The organism is Streptomyces sp. NPDC031274, from assembly GCF_055570235.1.
Genome location: NZ_JBVIHP010000023.1, coordinates 128,357 through 148,635 on the forward strand (window position 1 = coordinate 128,357; position 20,279 = coordinate 148,635).

Here is a 20,279-nt window from a genome sequence, read left to right on the forward strand (position 1 = left end):
TCCGACGCTAACGACGCCCACGCGGCCACACGCATGAGTCGATGGCACGAAAGCCCGTCAGGCGGGTACGTAGGTTCGCATGACGCCTGAGCGCTCGGAGCCCGCGGTGCCGCCACCGCCCACCGCCACCTACCGGCTGCAGCTCCAGCCGGAGTTTCCGTTCGCGGCCGCCGAGGCGGCCGTCCCGTATCTGGCCTCGCTGGGAGTCTCGCACCTGCATCTGTCGCCGGTGCTCGATGCCGTCCCCGGCTCGACGCACGGCTACGACGTCGTGGACCACGCGCGCGTACGGGACGAGCTGGGCGGCGAGGAGGGGCTGCGGGCCCTGTCGCGCACCGCGCGGACGTACGGTCTCGGCCTCGTCGTGGACATCGTGCCGAACCACATGGCGGCGGTGCCGCGCCACAACCACGCCCTCTGGGAGGTGCTGAGGGAGGGACCCGGCTCTCCCTACGCGCGCTGGTTCGACATCGACTGGGAGGCGGGCGGCGGGCAGGTGCTGCTTCCGGTGCTCGGGCGCGGGGTCGGGGACGAGCTGGAGCGCCTGCGGGTCGACGGGGACGTGCTGCGCTACCACGAGCACGCGTTCCCCCTCCGCGAAGGCACCGGGGAGCTGCCGTTGCCGCAGCTCCTCGACGCGCAGTGGTACCGCCTCGGGTGGTGGCGCCTTGCTCGCACGGAGCTCAACTACCGGCGCTTCTTCACCATTTCCGACCTCATCGGGGTACGCGTCGAAGACCCCGAGGTGTTCGACGCGACCCACGCGAAGATCCTCGAACTGCTGCGGGAAGACGTCGTCGAGGGGCTGCGCATCGACCACCCGGACGGGCTCGCGAACCCGGGGGCGTACCTCCAGCGGCTCCAGGAGGCCACGCACGGGCGCTGGACGGTCGTCGAGAAGATCCTCAGCGACGGGGAGCAGCTGCCCGCCGCGTGGCCCGTCGCGGGCACCACCGGGTACGACGCCCTTCGCCACCTCGACGGCCTCTTCACGGACCCGGCCGGGGCGGGTGAACTCCTCGGCCAGTACCGCAGGTTCACCGCTCCCGCGGTGGACCGGGGCGGCGACTGGGGGGCGACGGTACGACGCGCCGCGTACAAGGTGCTCACCCATGAGCTCGCCGCCGAGACCGACCGCCTCACGCGCGAGGCGACCGCGCTCTGCGCCCCGGACCCGGCGCTGCGCGACCACGCGCCGTGGGCGCTGCGCACCGCGCTCCTGGAGCTGCTCGTACGGCTTCCCGTCTACCGGCCGTACGTCTCCGGGGGCGTCGAACCGGCTTCGGTGCTGACGGTGGGGGCCGCCGCCGAGGCGAGGGCTGCCTTCGCGGTGCGGGAGGAGGCCGAGGCGGTAGACGTCGTACGGGATCTGGTGCTCGGACGCCTCGGGTCCGGGCCCGCGCTCGACGGCTTCCGCGCACGGTTCGCGCAGACCTCGTCGGCGCTGCGGGCCAAGGCGGTCGAGGACACGGCGTTCTACCGGCACGCGCCGCTCCTGTCGGCGGCCGAGGTGGGCGGCTCCCCCGCGCACCCCGCGGTGACTCCGGAGGCCTTTCACACCTACTGCGCGCGCGTGCAGCGCGACTGGCCGTACGCGGGCACGGTGCTCACCACGCACGACACGAAGCGCAGCGCCGATGTGCGGGCGGGCATCGCCGTCCTCACGCAGTGCCCACAGCGGTGGGCCGACCTCCTGGTCGAGGTGACCGAGCAGACCGCGCGCGCGGGCGGCACCAGCGCGCCGGACCCGCAACTGGCCTGGGCTGCCTGGCAGACGGCCGTCGGCTTCGGCTTCCCCTACGACGAACGGCTGCAGAAGGCGCTGCTCAAGCACGTGCGCGAGGCGGGCCTGCACACGAGCTGGACCGAACAGAACGAGACGTACGAGAAGGCCGTGACGGCGTTCGTGGAGGCGGGTCCCTGCGGGCCGCCGCTCTACACGGTCGCGGAGTTCGCGGGCGGCCTCAGGCCCCATGTGCGGGCGAACGTCCTGGGGGCCACGCTGCTCCAGCTGACGATGCCGGGGGTGCCCGACATCTACCAGGGCACGGAGAGCGAGTACCGGGCCCTCGTGGACCCGGACAACCGGCGGCCGGTGCGGTTCCAGTCGCATGTCCTTGAGTACCTGGAGCAGCACCGTGACCGCTGGGACCTCTCCGAGGAGAAGCTGGCCCTCACGGCGACCGCGCTGCGGCTGCGCAGGCGCCGTCCGGATCTCTTCGGCGACGCGGCGACGTACGAGCCCCTTGCGGCGCTCGGCCCCGGCGCGGCGCACTGCGTGGCCTTCGCGCGCTCCGGAGAGGTGATCACGGCGGTGACCCGGCTCTCCTTGCGCCTCGCCGAGGCGGGCGGCTGGCGAGCGACGGAACTGGCGCTTCCGCAGGGGCGGTGGGTGGATCTGCTCACTCGGGGGCGGGAGTTCACGGGGCACGCGCGCGTGGAGGAGCTTTTCGGGGAGATGCCGGTGGTGCTTCTGGAGCGGGTCCGGACAGGGCAGGACTCAGCGGGTCCTGACGAGTAGCAGGCGTGGCGCCCGCGCCATGATCCCCCGGGGCGAGGGCCTGAAGCCGGGCGCGAGGCGCAGGCCCGGCATGGCGTCGAGCAGGGCCCGCAGGCCGCACTCGGCGGCGAGCCCGGCCAGGGTGGCGGCCGGGCAGAAGTGTGTTCCCGTGCCGAACGCGAGGTGTGCCGGGTCCGCGCGGAAGATGTCGTAGCGGTCGGGGTCGGCGAAGCGGAACGGGTCGCGCCCCGCCGAGCCGATGAGGCAGGCCACGACGGAGCCTGTGGGCAGTGTGGTGCCGCCCAGGGCGATCGGCGCACTCGCGCGGCGCAGTACGACGGGGGTGGGCGGGTCACGGCGCAGGGACTCCGCCCAGGCGCCGGGTATCAGCCCCGGACGGGCGCGCACGAGGTCCAACTGGGCGGGGTGGTCGAGGAGGTTGGCGAGGAAGGAGGCCAGCGCGAGGGCGGTGGCCTCGCCGCCGCCGGTGAGGAGTGTCCCGGCGAGAGCGGTGACGGTGTCGTCCGAGAGGGCCTGCCCGTCCGTCCGGGCGCCGCACAGCGCGGAGAGCAGGTCCGCGCCGGGACGGGCGCGCCGCCGCGCGACATGGGGGCGCAGCAGCCCGCCGAGTTCCGGGTGGACGCCGCCGGCACGCGCGGACCCCGTACGGCACCACTCCCGCACCCGCGCGGCGTCCTCCCAGGGCAGCCCTAGCGCGGCGACGGCGGCAGCCGCGGGCAGCCACGCACTGAACTCGGCGACGAGGTCGACCTCGCGCCGCCCTGATATGCGCCGGGCGAGAACGTGGGCGGTGCGCTCGGCCGCGGCCCGCAGGACGGGCTCCAGGAGCCCCCGGTGGCCCGGACCCGGCAGCCCGGTCACCGGCGGACCGAGCCGGGCGTCACCGAGCGCGGCCCGCACATCCGAGTACCGGCTGAGCAGCCAGGCCCCGAGGAGCTCGTCACGGACGAGGGGGAAGCTCTCGCGGAGGCTGCGGTAGAGCGGATAGGGGTCGTGCTCGACGCCGGGAGCCAGGAGGCTGGGTGTCCCGGCCCGTCCGGCGTTTGCGGACGGGCCCGGCGGAGCGGGTGACGAACGGTGCCCACGAGGGGCCGAGCTCAAAGACACAGCAAACCCCGTTCAGGCTCAGCGTCGGCGACCAGGTGGGGTTTCAGGGGATCACCGCGCAGCGCCTCACGCAGTTCCCGTACACCCATTCGGGTGACAGTGCGGGGCGGAGGCGCCGTGAGGTGACATCCCTCGGGCCGCGCGCTTGACACGTGCCCGACCGCGTGGCGTACTGCGGATTGCTTCAGCGGACAAGACGGGGGTGAGTCAACTGGCGGCGCAGCGCTATCTCAATGTGGCCGAACTCGTACTGTCCGCACGGAGGTTGGCAGTACACCGCCCCGAGCTGTGCTCCCTGCGCCAGGTGGGCACCTCGCGCGCCGGAAGACCCTTGCACCTGCTGTCCGTCGGCCACTCGCGCCGCGCCGTCCTGGTCGTCGCGGGCGCGCACGCGAACGAACCGACCGGTGGTTCGACGCTGCTCCACCTCGCGGAGTGGACCCTGCGGGACGAGCAGCTGCGTGCCGACACCTCCTGGCACTTCCTCCTGTGCGCCGACCCGGACGGCGCGAACCTGCACCGCACGCCCGCGCCGCGCACCCTGTTCGACTACCACCGCCACTTCTTCCGCCCCGCGGGACCCGAGCAGCCGGAGTGGTCCCCCTCCGTCCTTCCGCCCGACCGGCTGCCGCCCGAGACCCGTGCCCTGACCGGCGTCATCGACGAACTGCGGCCCTACTTGCAGGTGTCGCTGCACGGAACCGATCTCGGCGGCAGCTGGGTGCAGTTGACGCGGGACATACCGGGGCTCGCGGAGCCGTTCGCCAAGTCGGCGGCGGAGCTGCACATACCGGTGGAGACGGGGGCGTCGGACGCCGCGGGCTGGCCGGTCTCGGGGCCCGGGGTGCATGTACTGCCCGGCCCTGGTTCGGCGGCCGCCTATCCGAGCCTGCCCGAGGACGCCCGGCACACCACCTGGCACCACGCCCATCGGTACGGCGGCCTGACCGCCATCGTCGAGGTCCCGATGTGGGCGAGCGACCTCGTGGACGATCCGGCCGTCCACCCCGCCCCCGAGCTGGCACTGCGCGGCTTCGCGCGGCGGCTGCTGCACGACGCGCGCCTGGTCGAGGACATTCTCAGCGAGGCGCTGCCACGGCTCCCGCAGGCACAGGGGCCGCTGCTGCGCGCGGCGCGCTGGGCGCTCGACCTGGTGCCGGGTCTCGCCGACGACTGGGTCAGGATGCCACCCGCGGGGACGTCGATGGCGTACATCGGGAGCGTCGACGCCTTCGGGCGCCGCCTTCCGCTGCGGGCCGCCGCGATGCTGCTGCGGGTCCTGGACACGGCGGGCGACCGGGCCGCGCCGCGCCTCGAACGGCTCGTGCTGCACTGGAGCGACACGTTCGCCGAGCGGTTCAGGGCGCGTTGGGTGCCGGTGGAGCACCAGGTCGAGCACCAGTCACGGACGACGGTCGCGGCCGCGCACCACGCGCGCGTGCGGGGCGACTGACCACACGGCACGCACGGCAGACATACGTCCCTGACGGCTTCTCACGAACCGGAGAGCCGGAAGCCCATCTTCCCGAAGCTGACCTGATCGCCGTCCTGGACGACGGCCACGCCGATCACCCTGCGGCCGTTCACGGACGTGCCGTTGGTCGACCCGAGGTCACGCAGCACCCACATGCCGCCCTGCCTGCTCAGCTCGGCGTGCACCCGCGAGACCGTCTCGTGGCTGAGCCTGAGTCCGTTCGCGGGGTCGCGGCCGATCCGCAGCGGGTACGGGTTCCCCGGCACCGGCAGGAGCAGCTTCGGCAGCTTCTCGGCCTGCCAGGCCCTGCGCAGCCGGACCGTGAACCCGGAGACCGCGCCGACAGCGCCGAACACCACACGCGAGAGTCGTCCCTCGGTCCGCAGATCCGCGGTGAGCACGGCGAGTTCGTCGGGCTGGCGGGCGGCGAGCGCCAGCTCCATGCGCCGCACGAACGTGTCGTGCGAGAGCTTGCCGAGGGCAGCGCCCTCCCTGAGCACCTTCAGCGCCCTGTCCCGCTCGGCATCGGTCAGCCGCGCGGGGTTCATCTGGATCTCGAAGGACGACGTCACCCTCGTGATTGTCTGTCAGCGCGGCCGGAGTGTCCAGATGCGGCCGGGGCGTCCGGATAACGCGGAACGACCGCGGGCCGATCACTTCTGCAGCACGATGGACGGGCGTGACCACGGATGACGTACGGACGAGGACAGATGGCCGTCAGCGGATCACAGACGAGGGAGAACTGTCGGTGGAGTTCGAGGTGTGGGCACCCGGGGCGGAGCACGTCGCGTTGCTGTGCGAGGGCACCACGCGCGCGTTGGAGCGCGCCGCCGGTCGGGCCGGGTGGTGGACGGCGGAGGCGGACGCCACCGAGGGGGCGCGCTACGGCTTCTCGCTCGACGGAGGGCCCGTGCTGCCCGATCCCCGCTCGCGGCGCCAGCCGGACGGCCCCGACGGGCTCAGCGCCGTCGTCGACCACGACAGGTACGCGTGGCGCGCGCCCTGGTCGGGGCGCGGAGTGCGGGACGCGGTCCTGTACGAGCTGCACGTGGGGACGTACACACCGGACGGCACGCTCGACTCGGCCGCGGGGCGGCTCGGTCACCTCGCCGAGCTGGGCATCACCCATGTGGAGCTGATGCCGCTCTGCCCGTTCCCGGGGCGGCACGGCTGGGGGTACGAGGGCGTGTCCCTGTGGGCCGTGCACGAGCCGTACGGCGGGCCCGACGCGCTGAAGCGCTTCGTCGACGCCGCGCACGCACACGGCATGGGCGTCGTGCTCGACGTGGTCCACAACCACCTCGGCCCCTCCGGCAACCATCTGCCCGCGTTCGGGCCCTACTTCACCGACACCCACCACACTCCGTGGGGCGCCGCGGTCAACCTCGACGCGCCCGGCTCGGACGAGGTGCGCGCGTACCTGATCGGCAGCGCGCTCGCCTGGCTGCGCGACTACCGCCTCGACGGCCTGCGTCTGGACGCCGTGCACGCGCTGCGCGACACGCGCGCGTGCCACTTCCTGGAGGAACTGTCGGCGGCCGTGGACGACCTCGCCGTCGAGCTCGGCAGGCCGCTCTCGCTCATCGCCGAGTCCGACCAGGGCGATCCGCGTGTCATCACCCCGCGCCGGCAGGGCGGGCTCGGCCTGCACGCGCAGTGGAACGACGACTTCCACCACGCGCTGCACTGCGCGCTCACCGGCGAATCACACGGCTACTACGAAGACTTCGCCCGCGCCCCCTTCGCCGCGCTCGCCAAGACGCTGACGGGCGGCTTCTTCCACGACGGTACGTACTCGACCTTCCGGGGGCGCCGGCACGGGCGCCCCGTCGACCCCGCCCGGACGCCCGCCTACCGCTTCCTCGGCTACACGCAGACGCACGACCAGATCGGCAACCGCGCACAAGGGGACCGGCTCTCCGCCACTCTCTCCCCCGGCCTGCTCGCCTGCGCGGCCGCGCTGACCCTCACCGGACCGTTCACTCCGATGCTGTTCATGGGCGAGGAGTGGGGCGCGGCCACGCCCTGGCAGTTCTTCACGGACCACACCGATCCCGAGCTCGCGGATGCCGTACGCCGGGGCAGGCGCCGGGAGTTCGCGGCGCACGGCTGGGCCGAGGACGACATCCCGGATCCGCAGGACCCGGCGACCAGGAACCGGTCCTGCCTCGACTGGGCCGAGCCCCTGACCGACCCGCACGCGCGCGTGCTGGCCTGGTACCGCGAACTGATCGCCCTGCGCCGCTCCCGCGGCGACCTCCTCGACCCGGATCTGGCGGCGCTCCGGATCGCCTACGACGAGGAGCAGCGCTGGTTCGCGGTGCGGCGCGGCGATCTGCGGATCGCGGTGAACGTCGGCAAGGAGGCGGTCGACGTCCCGCTGGGCGGCCGGGGCGCGCGGGTGCTCGCGGCGTGGACGCCGGTCACCGCGCCCGGCGCGGACGGGGTGCTGCGGCTGCCCGCCGAGTCGTGCGCGGTGCTGGCGACACCATGAGGGCGGTACCGGCAGCGCCGTGAGGGCGGTACCGGCAGCGCTGTGAGGGCGACGGTGGACGTCAGTTGACGATCGCGAGATCGCGCGGCGTCGAGTTGAGGCGCCGTACGCCGTCGTCGGTGACCGTCACGATGTCCTCGATGCGCACTCCGAAGCGGCCCGGCAGATAGATGCCGGGCTCCACGGAGAAGCACATCCCGGGCACGAGCGGCAGTTCCTCGCCCTCGATCATGTAGGGCGGCTCGTGGGTGGTGACGCCTATGCCGTGCCCGGTGCGGTGGATGAAGTAATCGCCGTACCCGGCATCGGCGATCACCGCCCGCGCCGCCCTGTCGACGTCCTGACAGGTATTGCCGGGCCGCACCGCGCGGCAGCCCGCCTCCTGCGCCTCGCGCACGATGGCGTGGACCTCCCGCTCCTCGGCGTCGGGCTCGCCCACGTGCACCGTGCGCGAGGTGTCCGAGCCGTAGCCGTGCATCAGACCGCCGAAGTCGAGGACGACCATGTCGCCGTCCCCGATGACGCGATCGCCCACCTCGTGGTGCGGGTTGGCTCCGTTCGGGCCGGAGCCGACGATGGTGAAGTCGACCTGAGAGTGTCCGAACCGCCGCAGCAGCTCGGCGAGATCGGCGGCGACGTCGCTCTCCCCGCGGCCCGCGAAGGGAACCTTCTTGATCTCCTCGTACGTTGAGTCCGCAGCGGCACCGGCCGCCGTCAGGCGCTCGAGTTCCGCGGCGTCCTTGACGGCGCGCAGCATGGGGAGCGCTTCGGTGAGGGACACGTAGGAGGTGTTCGGCAGCTCGTTCTGGAAGCCGAGAAGGTGCATGGCCCAGGAGTTGTCACTGATCCCGAAGCGGCCGTCGACGTCCAGGAGCGGCGCCGTCGTGGCGTAGGGGTCCTTGCCGTCGGTCCAGTCGCGCAGGGAGAGCGCGCCCGCGCCCGCCGCGCGTTCCGCGTCCGGGGCCTCCAGGGTGGGCACCACGAGCACCGGTTCCTGGCCCGCGGCGAGCACGAGGACGGTGAGGCGCTCGGTGGCGACCGGCTGGTATCCGGTGAGCCAGATCAGGTCGGGGCCCGGCGCGACGAGCAGCCCGGCGAGCCCGGCGTCCGCCGCACAGGCCGCGGCGCGGTCCATGCGCGCCTTGTAGTCGTCGGCGGTGAAGGGCGCGGGGGTGCCCGCGGGGGTGCCGGTCATGGGGGCCTCCAGGGCTGCTCGCTGCTGCGCGTACGGCGCGCTGCCGATGAAGCCGATCCTGCCCGCATCGCCGCGCGTGCGCGACCGGGTTACGGCGGCCCCCGCCGCATCGTGTCGAGCCGGGCCACCTCACGTCACGAAGCCCGGCGTCACCGGCAGGGACTGCCGCTGCCCGCTCACGTGCCGGACGGTCACAGTGACGTTCCTTCCCGGGTCCGCGGCGGCGACCGCGGCCGCCAGGGCCTTCGCCGATGCGATACGGGTCTTGCCGAAGGCGAGCAGTACGTCGCCGCGTACGAGACCGGCGCTGTGGCCGGGCCCTGGGCTGTGCACGCCGACGAGCAGGGCGCCGGAACTCCTGGGGGCGTCGACGGCCTCCACGCCGAGGGTGGGGCGTGCGCCGGTCCTCCCATCGGCCTTCTGGGACGGGTCGGTCTTCTGGGACGGGTCCGGTGGAGGCTTCGGCGGGGCGGAGGGTTTGGCCGCCGCGCCCGCCTGCGCCTGCGCGGCCGTGCCCGCCTGGGCCTTCGCCTCCTTCTGCATGTCGGCGAGCTTGCTCATGCCGATGACGGTGGTGCTCACCGTGCCGAGTCCCACCCCCGACAGCACGAGGACGATCGAGAAGAGCACTCCGAAGAGCAGAGTGGCCACACGCCGTCCGCGCCGCCGCGCGGCATGCGGACGGTGGCCGGGACCGGGCCTGCAGCCCGTGCCGGGTGTCCGCCCCGCACCGGCCTTCCGCCCGATGCCGAACTTGTGACGGATTCCGAACTTGCCTTCCGTACCGAACTTCCCTCCCCTGCCGTGCTCCTGTCCGGGCATCGGCTTGGGCCGCAACGCTGTCTGTTCCATGGCTCGCCTCCGGCCACAGCCCTACCCGGCGTGACCCGGCGCGACGATTCACGAACGAGTGACATCCAGGTGTGCGGCCGACGCGGCCACACACACCGTGACCGCGTGACGCCGAGGACCCGCGTGCCGCCGAGGACCCACGGAACGGGCAGGCCGTCCGCGGGCTCTGTCAGCCCGCGTGACCTCCCTCGTGCCCGCTGTGCCCGCTGTGCCCGCTCCCGTGCCCGTCATGACCCCCGTGCCCCGCCCCGTGGTCGAACTTCAGGGCCTCCTTCGGCATGACCACGAAGGGGCGCATCATGCCCATGTCCTCGTGTTCCAGGAGGTGGCAGTGGTACATGAAGCGGCCGTACGCTCCGTCGAACATGCCCATCACCCGCAGCAGTTGACCGCCGGGGACCAGGAAGACGTCCTTCCAGCCCCGCTCGTTCGGAGCGAGGGGGATCTCCTTCTTCGGGTCGAAGGCGATCGGGGCCAGGGTGCCGCCCACGGTGACGTCGAAGCCTGAGACGTCGTACGCGTCGCGGCCCAGGAGCTGGAAGTCGGCGAGGTGGATGTGCATGGGGTGGGTCACCGGCGGGTTCACCGCGAGGTTGATGAGCACCCCCGTGTCGCTCCACGCTGTTGATCAGCGCAAACGTAACGGCCGCTGTCGTGCGGCCCGTTGGGCGGCCTGGTCAGTGGCCGCCCCTCACATCAAGAGAGACTCACCGCACCTCATCCAAGTTCCACGAATCTCCCATTCCGCTAGAAAAGTATCGGAAACGGCATATGGAATTGACTAGTCCTGTTGCGGGTCTGGCGTCAGTGACCGCTGTTACTTTCGGAGCATGACCGAACGTGCACTCCGCTTGCTGCGACAGGACCCGCGTCTGGCCGAGCTGGCCGCGTTCCCTTTCGCATTCGACCTGTCCCGCGCGGACCACGTCGAAGAGGTCCGCCTCGCGTCCGGCGGCCCGCTCGAACCGATCGCGGGGGACGATTCCGGCGGCACGTACTTCGTGTGCGGGGACGGGTCCGTTCTGTACGCCGACTCCGAGGGTTCCGCCGGAATCATCGGGGACAGCGTCGACGAGACCCTGGAGATCCTCGTCGGCCTGCCCGGCTGGCAGGACTACGTAGCCCTGTCGCCGACCGACGGCGAGGCGCGGATACTCGCCGAGATCGCCGACACGGAGGGCGACTTCCGCGAGGACTGCGTACCCGACCTCGACGCGCACCGCACCGAGCTGCGCGCCGCGCTCGGACTCCCGGAGCGCTCCCCCGTACAGCTCGTCGCGCGCCTGCACACCGCGCTCCTGCGCACCGAGCCGGACCACCTCCTCCTCAACGCCGTCGAGCACCTGGCGTACAAGCGCCTCGATCCGCATCCGCGCCCGCCCCTGTGGGAACAGGTGCTCGCCAAGGGCCGCACCGACCTGGCCCTGTTGCGGACGGGCGATCGCACGGTCTGGGACGGCGTGGCCGTGGACCGGGCGCGCAGAGTGGCGGTACTGCGCGCCGCGCAGTACGACCGGCGGAACACGGATCGCACCCTCCTGCGCCACCTCCTCAAGCACGAGGCGGACGCCTCCATGTCCGACGAACTGCGGCTCGCCGTCGTCCTGGTGGGGCTGCACTGCCTGGCCGAGGACCTGCCACTGCTGCGCGAGGTGCACGAGACGACGTACGACACCTGGTGCGGTCTCGCCGGGCTCCCGAAGGAGGCCGGTCAAGTCCGGGAGTGGGCACGCTCGTTCGACGAATCCAACTACGGGGACGACCCCGACGACGAACCGGAGTCCACCTGGCTCGAACTCGCGCGGGATCAGGGGATGGTGGAGGCGGCCCGCGCCTACCTGATCCGCGAGCTGGACGACACGGGTCCCGATCCGGCGCAACTTGCGGTACTGCGCGATGAGTTGGCACTGATCGGCGACTACACCCAGGCGGTGCGCGCCCAGCGCCTGCATCTGTCGCTCCAGGACACCGACCACGGCCGCGCGGCGGCCGACGCACGCCTCGCCGAGCTGGAGCGCAGGGCCATGGACACGGCGGCGGAGTCGTAACTCACCCCATCCGTGGGCCACGCCCTCGGCCGCTGCCACTGCTGCCTCAACTTTCGACGAGGAGCAGTTCGGCGACCGGTGCACGACGGTGTTCCAGGCCCACCGCGAGCCGGTCTCGCATCCGGACAGCCAGCCCGTGGCTGACGGTGCCGTTCAAGTGATCCGGTAGCGGCCCGGGGAGAATTCTCGACCACTCCGGTCACTCTGCCCACTCCGCTCGCCCCGCCCACTCCACGCCCTCCCGCCCCCTTCGCTCACCTGAGCACCTCGCATCACAATCTGGTCTCGCTGCCCCTCCAGGGTCTTGCCACCCACCCGTGTAATCGATTCCAATCCTCCGTGTAATCGATTCCACAAGGAGGTGGACCGGCGATGGCGAGCATCAAGGACGTCGCGGCCGAGGCAGGCGTGTCCGTCGCCACGGTCTCGCGCGTCCTGAACAGTCACCCCTCGGTCAGCCCGGCGGCCCGGGCCCGCGTCATCGCCGCGACGGAGAGGCTCGGCTACCGGCCGAACGCCGTCGCCCGCTCACTGCGCACCGCCCAGACCCGCACGCTCGGCCTGGTCATCAGCGACGTACTGAACCCGTACTTCACGGCCCTGGCCCGCTCCGTCGAGGAGGCGGCCCGCGAACTCGGCTACAGCGTGATCATCGGCAACGCCGACGAACGGCCCGAGCTGCAGGACCACCATGTGCGTACGCTCCTGGACCGCAGGATCGACGGGCTCCTGGTCTCCCCCACCGACGGGGGCTCCCCGCTGATGCTCGACACCGCGCGCTCCAGCACGCCGATGGTGTTCGTGGACCGCTGGATCCCGGGCGTGGACGTCCCCGTCGTCCGCGCCGACGGCCGCGAAGCCGTCCGTGACCTGGTCGCCCACCTGCACGCCATCGGCCACCGCAGGCTCGCGATCATCGCGGGGCCCGCCGCCACCACGACCGGCAGCGAGCGCGTCGACGCCTTCCGTACGGCGCTCGGCGCCTACGGGCTCCCGCTGCCCGACGCGTACATCGGGCAAGGCGACTTCCAGGCCGACAGCGGGCGTCGGGCCACCGAGCGGTTCCTCGCGCTGCCCGAGCCGCCCCACGCCGTCTTCGCCGCCGACAACCTCATGGCACTCGGCGCGCTCGACGCGATCCGGGCGCGCGGCCTGCGCGTCCCGCACGACATCGCGCTCGCCGCCTTCGACGACATCCCGTGGTTCGTGCACACCGATCCGCCGATCACCGCCATCGCCCAGCCGACCGGCGATCTGGGGCGAGCCGCCGTGCAGGCCCTGGTCGACCGGATCGAGGGCAGAAGCCCCCGGTCCGTCACCCTGCCCGCACGTCTCGTCGTACGCCGCTCCTGCGGCGAGTCCCCCAACGACCAGAGGAGCACCACGTGAGCGACCCGGACGAGTTGCCGCGCACCGCCGACCGCGGCCCGGAACCCGGCCACGACGCGGCCGAACCGCCGCGGCCGGTCGAACTGCTGCGGATCGAGGGCATGCGCAAGACCTTCCCCGGCGTCGTCGCGCTCGACTCCGTCGACTTCGACCTCCGCCGCGGCGAGGTGCACGTCCTGCTCGGTGAGAACGGCGCGGGCAAGAGCACGCTCATCAAGATGCTCTCCGGCGCCTACCGCCCCGACAGCGGCCGCATCCTCGTGGACGGCAAGGAAGCCCGCATCCACGGCGCGCAGGACGCCGAACGGCTCGGCATCGCCACGATCTACCAGGAGTTCAACCTCGTCCCCGACCTCACCGTCGCCGAGAACATCTTCCTCGGCCGCCAGCCGCGCCGCTTCGGGATGATCGACCGGAAGGCGATGGAGTCGGCCGCCGAGAAGCTCCTGAAGCGGGTCGGCGTACAGGTGTCGCCACGCGCCAAGGTGCGCGAACTGGGCATCGCACGGCTCCAGATGGTGGAGATCGCCAAGGCGCTGAGCCTGGAGGCCCGCGTCCTGATCATGGACGAGCCGACGGCCGTCCTGACGAGCGAGGAGGTCGACAAACTCTTCGTGATCGTGCGGCAGTTGCGCGCGGACGGCGTCGGCGTCGTCTTCATCACCCACCACCTGGAGGAGATCGCCGCGCTCGGCGACCGCGTGACCGTCCTGCGCGACGGCCGCAGCGTCGACCAGGTGCCCGCGTCGACCGCCGAGGACGAGCTCGTACGGCTGATGGTGGGCCGGAGCATCGAGCAGCAGTATCCGCGCGAACGCCCGGACACCGGCGGCGCGTTGCTCACCGTCGACGGCCTCACCCGCGACGGCGTCTTCCACGACGTCAGCTTCGAGGTGCGGGCAGGTGAGGTCGTCGGCCTCGCGGGACTCGTCGGGGCGGGCAGGACCGAGGTGGCGCGCGCCGTCTTCGGCGCCGATCCGTACGACGCGGGCTCCGTGGACGTACGTGGTGAGCGGCTGCCCCGGCATGACGTGATCGCCGCGATGGGCGCGGGAATCGGCCTCGTACCGGAGGACCGCAAGGGCCAGGGGCTCCTGCTCGACGCCTCCGTACAGGAGAACCTCGGTCTGGTGACGCTGCGTTCGGCGACGCGCTCCGGGCTCGTGGACCTCAAGGGGCAGCGTGTCGCGGCGGCCAGGATCGCCGAGCAGCTCGGCGTGCGGATGGCCGGGATCGGCCAGCACGTGCGCACGCTGTCCGGCGGCAACCAGCAGAAGGTCGTCATTGGCAAATGGCTGCTTGCCGATACGAAAGTCCTGATCCTCGACGAGCCGACGCGCGGCATCGACGTGGGCGCGAAGGTCGAGATCTACCAGCTCATCAACGAACTGACGGCCTCCGGTCACGCGGTCCTGATGATCTCCAGCGATCTGCCCGAGGTCCTCGGCATGAGCGACCGCGTGCTCGTCATGGCGCAGGGCCGCATCGCGGGCGAACTCGCGGCGGACGAGGCGACGCAGGACGCGGTGATGGCACTCGCCGTCAGCACAGCGGCGGCAGACACACCATCAGCAGCAGGTCAGAACGGAACAACCGAAGGGGAGGCCTCCCGTGGCCACTGAAACGCTGAAGAGCAACGCGGGTGGCGCCACCGGTCTGCGCCGCGTACTGCTCGACAACGGCGCGCTGAGCGCCCTGGTCGTCCTGCTCGTGGCGATGTCGCTGCTTTCCGGCGACTTCCTCACCACCCAGAACCTGCTCAATGTGGGCGTACAGGCCGCCGTCACGGCGATCCTCGCGTTCGGTGTCACCTTCGTCATCGTCTCGGCGGGCATCGACCTGTCGGTCGGCTCGGTGGCCGCGCTCTCGGCCACCGTCCTCGCCTGGACGGCGACTTCACAGGGCCTGCCGGTCTGGCTCGCGGTCGTCTTCGCCGTCGGCACCGGCATGGCGTGCGGCTTCGTCAACGGACTGCTCGTCTCCTACGGCAAACTCCCGCCGTTCATCGCGACGTTGGCGATGCTGTCGGTGGCCCGCGGCCTCTCCCTGGTCATCTCGCAGGGCAGCCCGATCCCGTTCCCCGACTCGGTCTCCAACCTCGGTGACACGATCGGCGGCTGGCTGCCGGTCCCGGTCATCGTGATGATCGCGATGGGTCTGCTCACGGCCCTCATCCTGGCCCGTACGTACATCGGCCGCTCCATGTACGCGATCGGCGGCAACGAAGAGGCCGCCCGCCTCTCCGGCCTGCGCGTCAAGCGGCAGAAGCTCGTCATCTACGGCCTCGCGGGGCTCTTCGCCGCCGTCGCGGGCATCGTCCTCGCGTCCCGTCTGGTCTCCGCGCAGCCGCAGGCCGCACAGGGTTACGAGCTGGACGCGATCGCCGCTGTCGTCATCGGCGGCGCGAGCCTGGCGGGCGGTGTCGGCAAGGCGTCCGGCACCCTGATCGGCGCGCTGATCCTGGCGGTCCTGCGCAACGGCCTCAACCTCCTCTCCGTGTCAGCCTTCTGGCAGCAGGTCGTGATCGGCGTCGTCATCGCCCTCGCCGTGCTGCTCGACACGTTGCGCCGCAAGGCGGGGGCGACTCCCGGGGCCTCGACGGGCGCCGCGGCCGGTGGCGGGAAGAAGGGGCCGCAGGTCCTGAAGTTCGCTGTCGCGGCCGTGCTGGTGGCGGCCGTCGTCGGCGGCGTCTCCTTCTTCAACAAGGACTCCTCCTCCGGCACGACGACGAAGGTCGGCATGTCGCTCTCCACCCTCAACAACCCCTTCTTCGTACAGATGAAGGAGGGTGCGCAGGCGGAGGCCAAGAAGGCCGGCATCGACCTCACCGTCACGGACGCGCAGAACGACGCGTCGCAGCAGACCAACCAGCTGCAGAACTTCACCGGTGAAGGCATGAAGTCGATCATCGTCAACCCGGTCGACTCGGACGCGGTGGGCCCGGCGGTGCGCGGCGCCAACAAGTCGGACATCCCGGTGATCGCCGCCGACCGCGGTGTGAACAAGGCGAAGGCGGCGGCGCTCGTCGCCTCCGACAACGTCGCGGGCGGCAAGCTGGCCGCGAAGACCCTCGCGGAGAAGCTGGGCGGCAAGGGCAAGATCGTCACCTTGCAGGGCGTCGCGGGCACGTCGGCGAGCCGCGAGCGCGGCAAGGGCTTCGCCGAGGGCATCAAGGAGTACCCCGGCATCAAGGTCGTCGCCTCCCAGCCCGCGGACTTCGACCGCACCAAGGGCCTGGACGTCATGACGAACCTCATGCAGTCCAACCCCGGCATCGACGGCGTCTTCGCCGAGAACGACGAGATGGCCCTCGGCGCCGCCAAGGCACTCGGCGGCAAGGCCGGCAAGTCGGTCTCGGTGGTGGGCTTCGACGGAACCCCCGACGGGCTCAAGGCGGTCGAGGCGGGCACGCTGTACTCGTCCGTGGCGCAGCAGCCGAAGGAACTGGGCAAGATCGCCGTGCGGAACGCGGTGAACGCGGCGCGGGGCAAGGACGTCGAGACGATGGTGAAGGTGCCGGTGAAGGTGGTCACGAAGAAGAACGTGGCCGACTTCTCCTGACTCCATGGCGCCTTCGGACTCCATGGCACCTCCGGATTTCCATGGCACCTCCGGATTCCATGGCACCCCGGACTCCATCGCACGCCCACCCGCCGGATGAACGACCACAGGAGCTGGATCCCCAGATGCAGGACCGCGACCACGACCACGACGACGCCACGTACGACCTCCTGGTCGTCGGGTCGGCCAACGCCGACCTGGTGATCGGCGTCGAGCGCCGCCCCGCCCCCGGCGAGACGGTCCTCGGCTCCGACCTCGCCACGCATCCCGGTGGCAAGGGCGCCAACCAGTCGGTCGCGGCGGCCCGTCTGGGCGCCCGTACCGCCCTGCTCGCGCGGGTCGGCGACGACGCCCACGGGCGGCTCCTGCTCGACTCGCAGCGCGCGGCGGGCGCGGACACGGTCGGCGTCCTGGTCGGCGGGGCGCCCACGGGCGTCGCGCTGATCACCGTCGACCCGTCGGGCGACAACAGCATCGTGGTCTCGCCGGGCGCCAACGCCCGGCTGGCCCCCGAGGACATCCGCGCGGCGGGCAGCCTGCTCGCCGCGTCCCGGGTGATCTCGACCCAGCTGGAGATCCCCGTCGCAACGGTCATCGAGCTCGTACGTACGCTGCCGTCCGCCGCCCGTTTCGTCCTGAACCCCTCGCCTCCGGCCCCGCTGCCGTCCGAAGTCCTCGCGGCATGCGACCCGTTGGTGGTGAACGAGCACGAGGCGCGCTACATCCTGGGCGATGACGCGAGCTCCGCCGCCGCCTCGGACTCCCCCGCGGACTGGGCGCGGGCGCTGCTCGCCCTCGGCCCCCGCTCGGTGGTCATCACCCTGGGCGCGGACGGAGCGCTGACGGCGGACGGCAGCGGCGCCCCCGTCTCCGTCCCCAGCCCGAAGGTCGACGCGGTGGACACGACCGGCGCGGGCGACGCGTTCACGGCGGCCCTGGCCTGGCGCCTCGGTCTGGGCGACGACCTCCCGACGGCAGCGGCGTACGCGGTGCGCGTCGGGGCGGCGTCGGTCACCCGGCAGGGGGCGCAGGAGTCGTACCCGACGTCCAGTGAGGTGCCGGTACCGGAAGAGGCGGCCTCCGCATGAAGAAGACCGGCATCCTCAACCGCCATCTCTCCGGCGCCCTGGCCGAGTTGGGCCACGGGGACACGGTCCTGATCTGCGACGCGGGCATGCCCGTACCGCCGGGCCCCCGGGTCGTCGACCTGGCCTTCAGGGCCGGGGTCCCGTCCTTCGCCGAGGTCCTCGACGGGCTGCTCGCGGAGCTGGTGACGGAGGGCGGGACGGCGGCGACGGAGGTCCAGGAGGCGAACCCGGCGACGGCCGGACTCCTGGCGTCCCGCGTCGCGCCCCTCACCCTGATCCCGCACGAGGAGCTCAAGCGCCGCACGGCGACGGCCCGCCTGGTGGTACGCACGGGCGAGGCCACGCCGTACGCGAATGTGCTGCTGCGGTGCGGGGTGTTCTTCTAGGGCCTCTCGTTCGGATCAGGCCGGGCTCGCGACTCCGGCCCCTCGGGGGAAACTCAGCGTCCGGTACACCGTCACCCCGCCCGCCAGCTCTTCGCACGCCCGCGCCGCCGCACTGACGCGCCGCGTGTACGAGGGGTCGCCGGTGTCGAGCAGGATGCCCAGCGTCGTGCCGCTGTGCGCGACGGCGACGCCCAGACCTCCCACCTCTCGACAGATCTCCCGCATCGGCTCCAACGACCACTTGTGGCGCAGGAGTTGATTCATCTGCGCACTGCGGGTCGCGACCCGGCCGACCTCCGCGAGGTCGCGTCGGCGTACGGCGCGGGTGAGGCGGTCGAGCAGGCGCGCGTACGCGTGGCGGTCGGCCAGGGTGAACGGCTTGGGGATGCGGTTGAAGTCGACGGTGTCGACCGAACCACCCTCGTCGATCCCCACCACGGCCATGACCGGGAGTGAGCCGAGGACACCACGAAGGCGCACGGCGCGGTGGTGGAAGGCGACGATCGCCGGATAGAGCACCCCGTCCGTGGGCTCGATGTCGGCGAGCAGCCGTTCGATCCGGGAGGGCGGCATGTCGACCCGCAGCGCCTGCCCGACCGCACGCGCGGTCGCGACGAGGTCGGCGGACGAGCTCGCCAGGCCCTTGCCCTCGGGGATGACGCTGTTGACGTGGAGGGTTCCCCCGGTCGGCACGCCGGTCCGCAGCTCCGCCAACTCGCTGATCGTACGCGCCAGTCGCAGCGCCTTGGTTTTCCTGGCGGGCCGGACCACCACATCCCCGGAGTCGCGGCCGAGCCTGACGGAACGTGGCCATCGTCCACCGGGCGACGGGCAGCGTGACCAGGAAGTCCCCGTCCTCCTCCGGCAGTACGCCCTGAAGCAGCTCACCGAAGGTCCCGAAGGCGCTGCCCACTCCGGTTCCGGCTCCCGCGCCCACTCCGGTTGCGGCCGGTCCCGCGACCACTTCGGTCCCGATCAATCCCGCACCCCCCACCGGGCGGGGCCGCGACCCGACCTCCTGGGACAGCCTCACAGGTCTCCTCTCGACATTCCGACGCCTCCGGGTCCACAGGCTGCCACAGCACTAACCGTCTTGACAATCATTTTCATCTAGTGTGATGCTCTCGGCTCGGCGACCGATCCAGGTGACGACGCAGGGGGCAGAAGCAGACATGCACGACCACATAGCCGAAGCGGTGAAGAAACCCGATCTCATCTCCCTGGAGCCGGACTTGGTCTGCCTCCGGTTCGAGACGATGAAGATCTATTCGGCTCTGGGGGCGGTCCGTCACCTTCTTGATTCGGGTGCCGTGAAACCCGGCGACACGCTCATCGACAGTTCCAGCGGTATCTACGCGCAGGCCCTGGCACTCGCCTGTCATCGCTATGGGATGAAGTGCCACATCGTGGGTTCCACGACCGTGGACCACACCCTGCGCGTCCAGCTCGACATACTCGGCGCCACGCTGGAACAGGTGCGGCCGTCGAAGAATCTCCGGCTCGATCAGGAGCTGCGGGTGCGGCGCATCGCCGAGATACTCGAGGCGAATCCGTCGTACCACTGGATGCGTCAGTACCACGACGCCATTCATTACCACGGCTACCGCGACGTGGCCGAGACGGTCGACGCCGAGGTCCCCGAGGGGCCGCTCGCCCTGGTGGGCGGGGTCGGATCGGGGGCGTCGACCGGCGCCATCGCCCGCTATCTGCGTGACGCGGGCCGGGACGTGTCACTCGTCGGCGTGCAGCCCTTCGGCAGCGTCACCTTCGGCTCGGAGCATGTCGCCGACCCGGACATGATCATCGCCGGGATCGGCAGCGCCATCGAATTCAAGAATGTCCGGCACGAGGCGTACGACCGCGTGCACTGGGTGAATTTCGACTGTGCGGTGTCCGGCGCGGTCTCGCTCCTCAGGACGAGCGGCATCTTCGCCGGTCTCTCCACCGGAGCCGCCTATCTGACCACTCTCTGGGAACAGCGTCGCGCCCCTTCCCGTACGTACGTGTTCATCGCGGCGGACACCGGTCACCGCTATGTCGAGAGCGCCTACGCGAAACACGCGGACGCCCCGGACATCGGCACGTTGAAGCCGCATGAAATCACCTCGCTCGACGAGCTGAGGCATCCCTGGTCGACCACTTCCTGGCCCGCCCTCCCCTGACC

Annotated in this window: 15 protein-coding genes and 1 pseudogene; 10 read left to right on the forward strand and 6 right to left on the reverse strand. The window is 71.6% G+C overall.

What is annotated here, in order from left to right:
• Nucleotides 1-79 precede the first annotated feature (79 nt).
• Nucleotides 80-2,521 carry a malto-oligosyltrehalose synthase gene (gene treY / locus ACZ5CR_RS31855; protein ID WP_468863808.1) on the forward strand — a complete coding sequence of 814 codons (2,442 nt, stop codon included), beginning with the start codon at nt 80-82 and terminating at the stop codon, nt 2,519-2,521.
• Here treY and ACZ5CR_RS31860 read toward each other — a convergent pair.
• The gene (locus ACZ5CR_RS31860; RefSeq protein WP_468863810.1) at nt 2,501-3,622 is read right to left on the reverse strand and encodes a cytochrome P450; all 1,122 of its coding nucleotides are present in this window, start codon (nt 3,620-3,622) and stop codon (nt 2,501-2,503) included. The two genes, treY and ACZ5CR_RS31860, sit on opposite strands and share 21 nt — an antisense overlap.
• 208 nt (nt 3,623-3,830) lie before the next feature.
• Here ACZ5CR_RS31860 and ACZ5CR_RS31865 point away from each other — a divergent pair, with 208 nt between their 5' ends.
• Nucleotides 3,831-5,081, forward strand: a complete 1,251-nt coding sequence (locus tag ACZ5CR_RS31865; RefSeq protein WP_468863812.1) for a M14 family zinc carboxypeptidase — start codon at nt 3,831-3,833, stop codon at nt 5,079-5,081.
• A 41-nt stretch (nt 5,082-5,122) separates the two neighbouring features.
• Here the strand turns inward: ACZ5CR_RS31865 and ACZ5CR_RS31870 are convergent, their stop codons facing one another.
• Nucleotides 5,123-5,674: an FHA domain-containing protein gene (locus ACZ5CR_RS31870; RefSeq protein ID WP_468863814.1), complete on the reverse strand. Its 552-nt coding sequence runs from the start codon at nt 5,672-5,674 to the stop codon at nt 5,123-5,125.
• A 176-nt stretch (nt 5,675-5,850) separates the two neighbouring features.
• Here ACZ5CR_RS31870 and treZ point away from each other — a divergent pair, with 176 nt between their 5' ends.
• A complete protein-coding gene (gene treZ / locus ACZ5CR_RS31875) occupies nt 5,851-7,596 on the forward strand; it encodes a malto-oligosyltrehalose trehalohydrolase (RefSeq protein ID WP_468863869.1) in 1,746 nt (581 codons plus the stop codon).
• 61 nt (nt 7,597-7,657) lie between these two features.
• Here treZ and ACZ5CR_RS31880 read toward each other — a convergent pair whose 3' ends face one another.
• The 3 genes and pseudogenes from ACZ5CR_RS31880 to ACZ5CR_RS31890 all read right to left on the reverse strand — a co-directional run.
• Entirely contained in the window at nt 7,658-8,791 is a 1,134-nt protein-coding gene (locus ACZ5CR_RS31880; protein ID WP_468863816.1) for a M24 family metallopeptidase, read from the reverse strand.
• A gap of 129 nt (nt 8,792-8,920) precedes the next feature.
• A complete protein-coding gene (locus ACZ5CR_RS31885; RefSeq protein WP_468863818.1) occupies nt 8,921-9,643 on the reverse strand; it encodes a PDZ domain-containing protein in 723 nt (240 codons plus the stop codon).
• 169 nt (nt 9,644-9,812) lie between these two features.
• Nucleotides 9,813-10,241: pseudogene (locus ACZ5CR_RS31890) on the reverse strand (multicopper oxidase domain-containing protein); the annotation flags it as partial.
• Nucleotides 10,242-10,473: 232 nt separating this feature from the next.
• Here ACZ5CR_RS31890 and ACZ5CR_RS31895 point away from each other — a divergent pair.
• The 6 genes from ACZ5CR_RS31895 to rbsD all read left to right on the forward strand — a co-directional run bounded on the left by ACZ5CR_RS31895 (nt 10,474) and on the right by rbsD (nt 18,115).
• The gene (locus tag ACZ5CR_RS31895) at nt 10,474-11,691 is read left to right on the forward strand and encodes a hypothetical protein (protein WP_468863820.1); all 1,218 of its coding nucleotides are present in this window, start codon (nt 10,474-10,476) and stop codon (nt 11,689-11,691) included.
• A 372-nt stretch (nt 11,692-12,063) separates the two neighbouring features.
• Nucleotides 12,064-13,080 carry a LacI family DNA-binding transcriptional regulator gene (locus ACZ5CR_RS31900; RefSeq protein WP_468863822.1) on the forward strand — a complete coding sequence of 339 codons (1,017 nt, stop codon included), beginning with the start codon at nt 12,064-12,066 and terminating at the stop codon, nt 13,078-13,080.
• A gap of 101 nt (nt 13,081-13,181) precedes the next feature.
• On the forward strand, nt 13,182-14,702 hold the full coding sequence (locus ACZ5CR_RS31905; RefSeq protein ID WP_468863872.1) for a sugar ABC transporter ATP-binding protein: 1,521 nt from the start codon (nt 13,182-13,184) through the stop codon (nt 14,700-14,702).
• On the forward strand, nt 14,692-16,641 hold the full coding sequence (locus ACZ5CR_RS31910) for an ABC transporter permease/substrate-binding protein (protein ID WP_468863824.1): 1,950 nt from the start codon (nt 14,692-14,694) through the stop codon (nt 16,639-16,641). Before ACZ5CR_RS31905 ends, ACZ5CR_RS31910 begins: the two co-directional genes overlap by 11 nt.
• Nucleotides 16,642-16,766: 125 nt before the next feature.
• On the forward strand, nt 16,767-17,729 hold the full coding sequence (locus tag ACZ5CR_RS31915; RefSeq protein ID WP_468863826.1) for a ribokinase: 963 nt from the start codon (nt 16,767-16,769) through the stop codon (nt 17,727-17,729).
• Nucleotides 17,726-18,115: a D-ribose pyranase gene (rbsD, locus tag ACZ5CR_RS31920; protein ID WP_468863828.1), complete on the forward strand. Its 390-nt coding sequence runs from the start codon at nt 17,726-17,728 to the stop codon at nt 18,113-18,115. Before ACZ5CR_RS31915 ends, rbsD begins: the two co-directional genes overlap by 4 nt.
• A gap of 15 nt (nt 18,116-18,130) precedes the next feature.
• On the opposite strand, the gene ACZ5CR_RS31925 is transcribed toward rbsD, so the two are convergent.
• Nucleotides 18,131-18,829 carry a GHMP family kinase ATP-binding protein gene (locus ACZ5CR_RS31925; protein WP_468863830.1) on the reverse strand — a complete coding sequence of 233 codons (699 nt, stop codon included), beginning with the start codon at nt 18,827-18,829 and terminating at the stop codon, nt 18,131-18,133.
• 458 nt (nt 18,830-19,287) lie between these two features.
• Here ACZ5CR_RS31925 and ACZ5CR_RS31930 point away from each other — a divergent pair, with 458 nt between their 5' ends.
• A complete protein-coding gene (locus tag ACZ5CR_RS31930; protein WP_468863832.1) occupies nt 19,288-20,277 on the forward strand; it encodes a pyridoxal-phosphate dependent enzyme in 990 nt (329 codons plus the stop codon).
• Nucleotides 20,278-20,279: the final 2 nt, after the last annotated feature.

Bases quoted from the DNA above. Each gene is read 5' to 3' on its own strand.
- treY (WP_468863808.1), top strand. From the start codon at position 80: ATGACGCCTGAGCGCTCGGAGCCCGCGGTGCCGCCACCGCCCACCGCC.
- ACZ5CR_RS31880 (WP_468863816.1), bottom strand. From the start codon at position 8,791: ATGACCGGCACCCCCGCGGGCACCCCCGCGCCCTTCACCGCCGACGAC.
- ACZ5CR_RS31885 (WP_468863818.1), bottom strand. From the start codon at position 9,643: ATGGAACAGACAGCGTTGCGGCCCAAGCCGATGCCCGGACAGGAGCAC.
- ACZ5CR_RS31895 (WP_468863820.1), top strand. From the start codon at position 10,474: ATGACCGAACGTGCACTCCGCTTGCTGCGACAGGACCCGCGTCTGGCC.
- ACZ5CR_RS31900 (WP_468863822.1), top strand. From the start codon at position 12,064: ATGGCGAGCATCAAGGACGTCGCGGCCGAGGCAGGCGTGTCCGTCGCC.
- ACZ5CR_RS31905 (WP_468863872.1), top strand. From the start codon at position 13,182: ATGCGCAAGACCTTCCCCGGCGTCGTCGCGCTCGACTCCGTCGACTTC.
- ACZ5CR_RS31915 (WP_468863826.1), top strand. From the start codon at position 16,767: ATGCAGGACCGCGACCACGACCACGACGACGCCACGTACGACCTCCTG.
- rbsD (WP_468863828.1), top strand. From the start codon at position 17,726: ATGAAGAAGACCGGCATCCTCAACCGCCATCTCTCCGGCGCCCTGGCC.
- ACZ5CR_RS31930 (WP_468863832.1), top strand. From the start codon at position 19,288: ATGCACGACCACATAGCCGAAGCGGTGAAGAAACCCGATCTCATCTCC.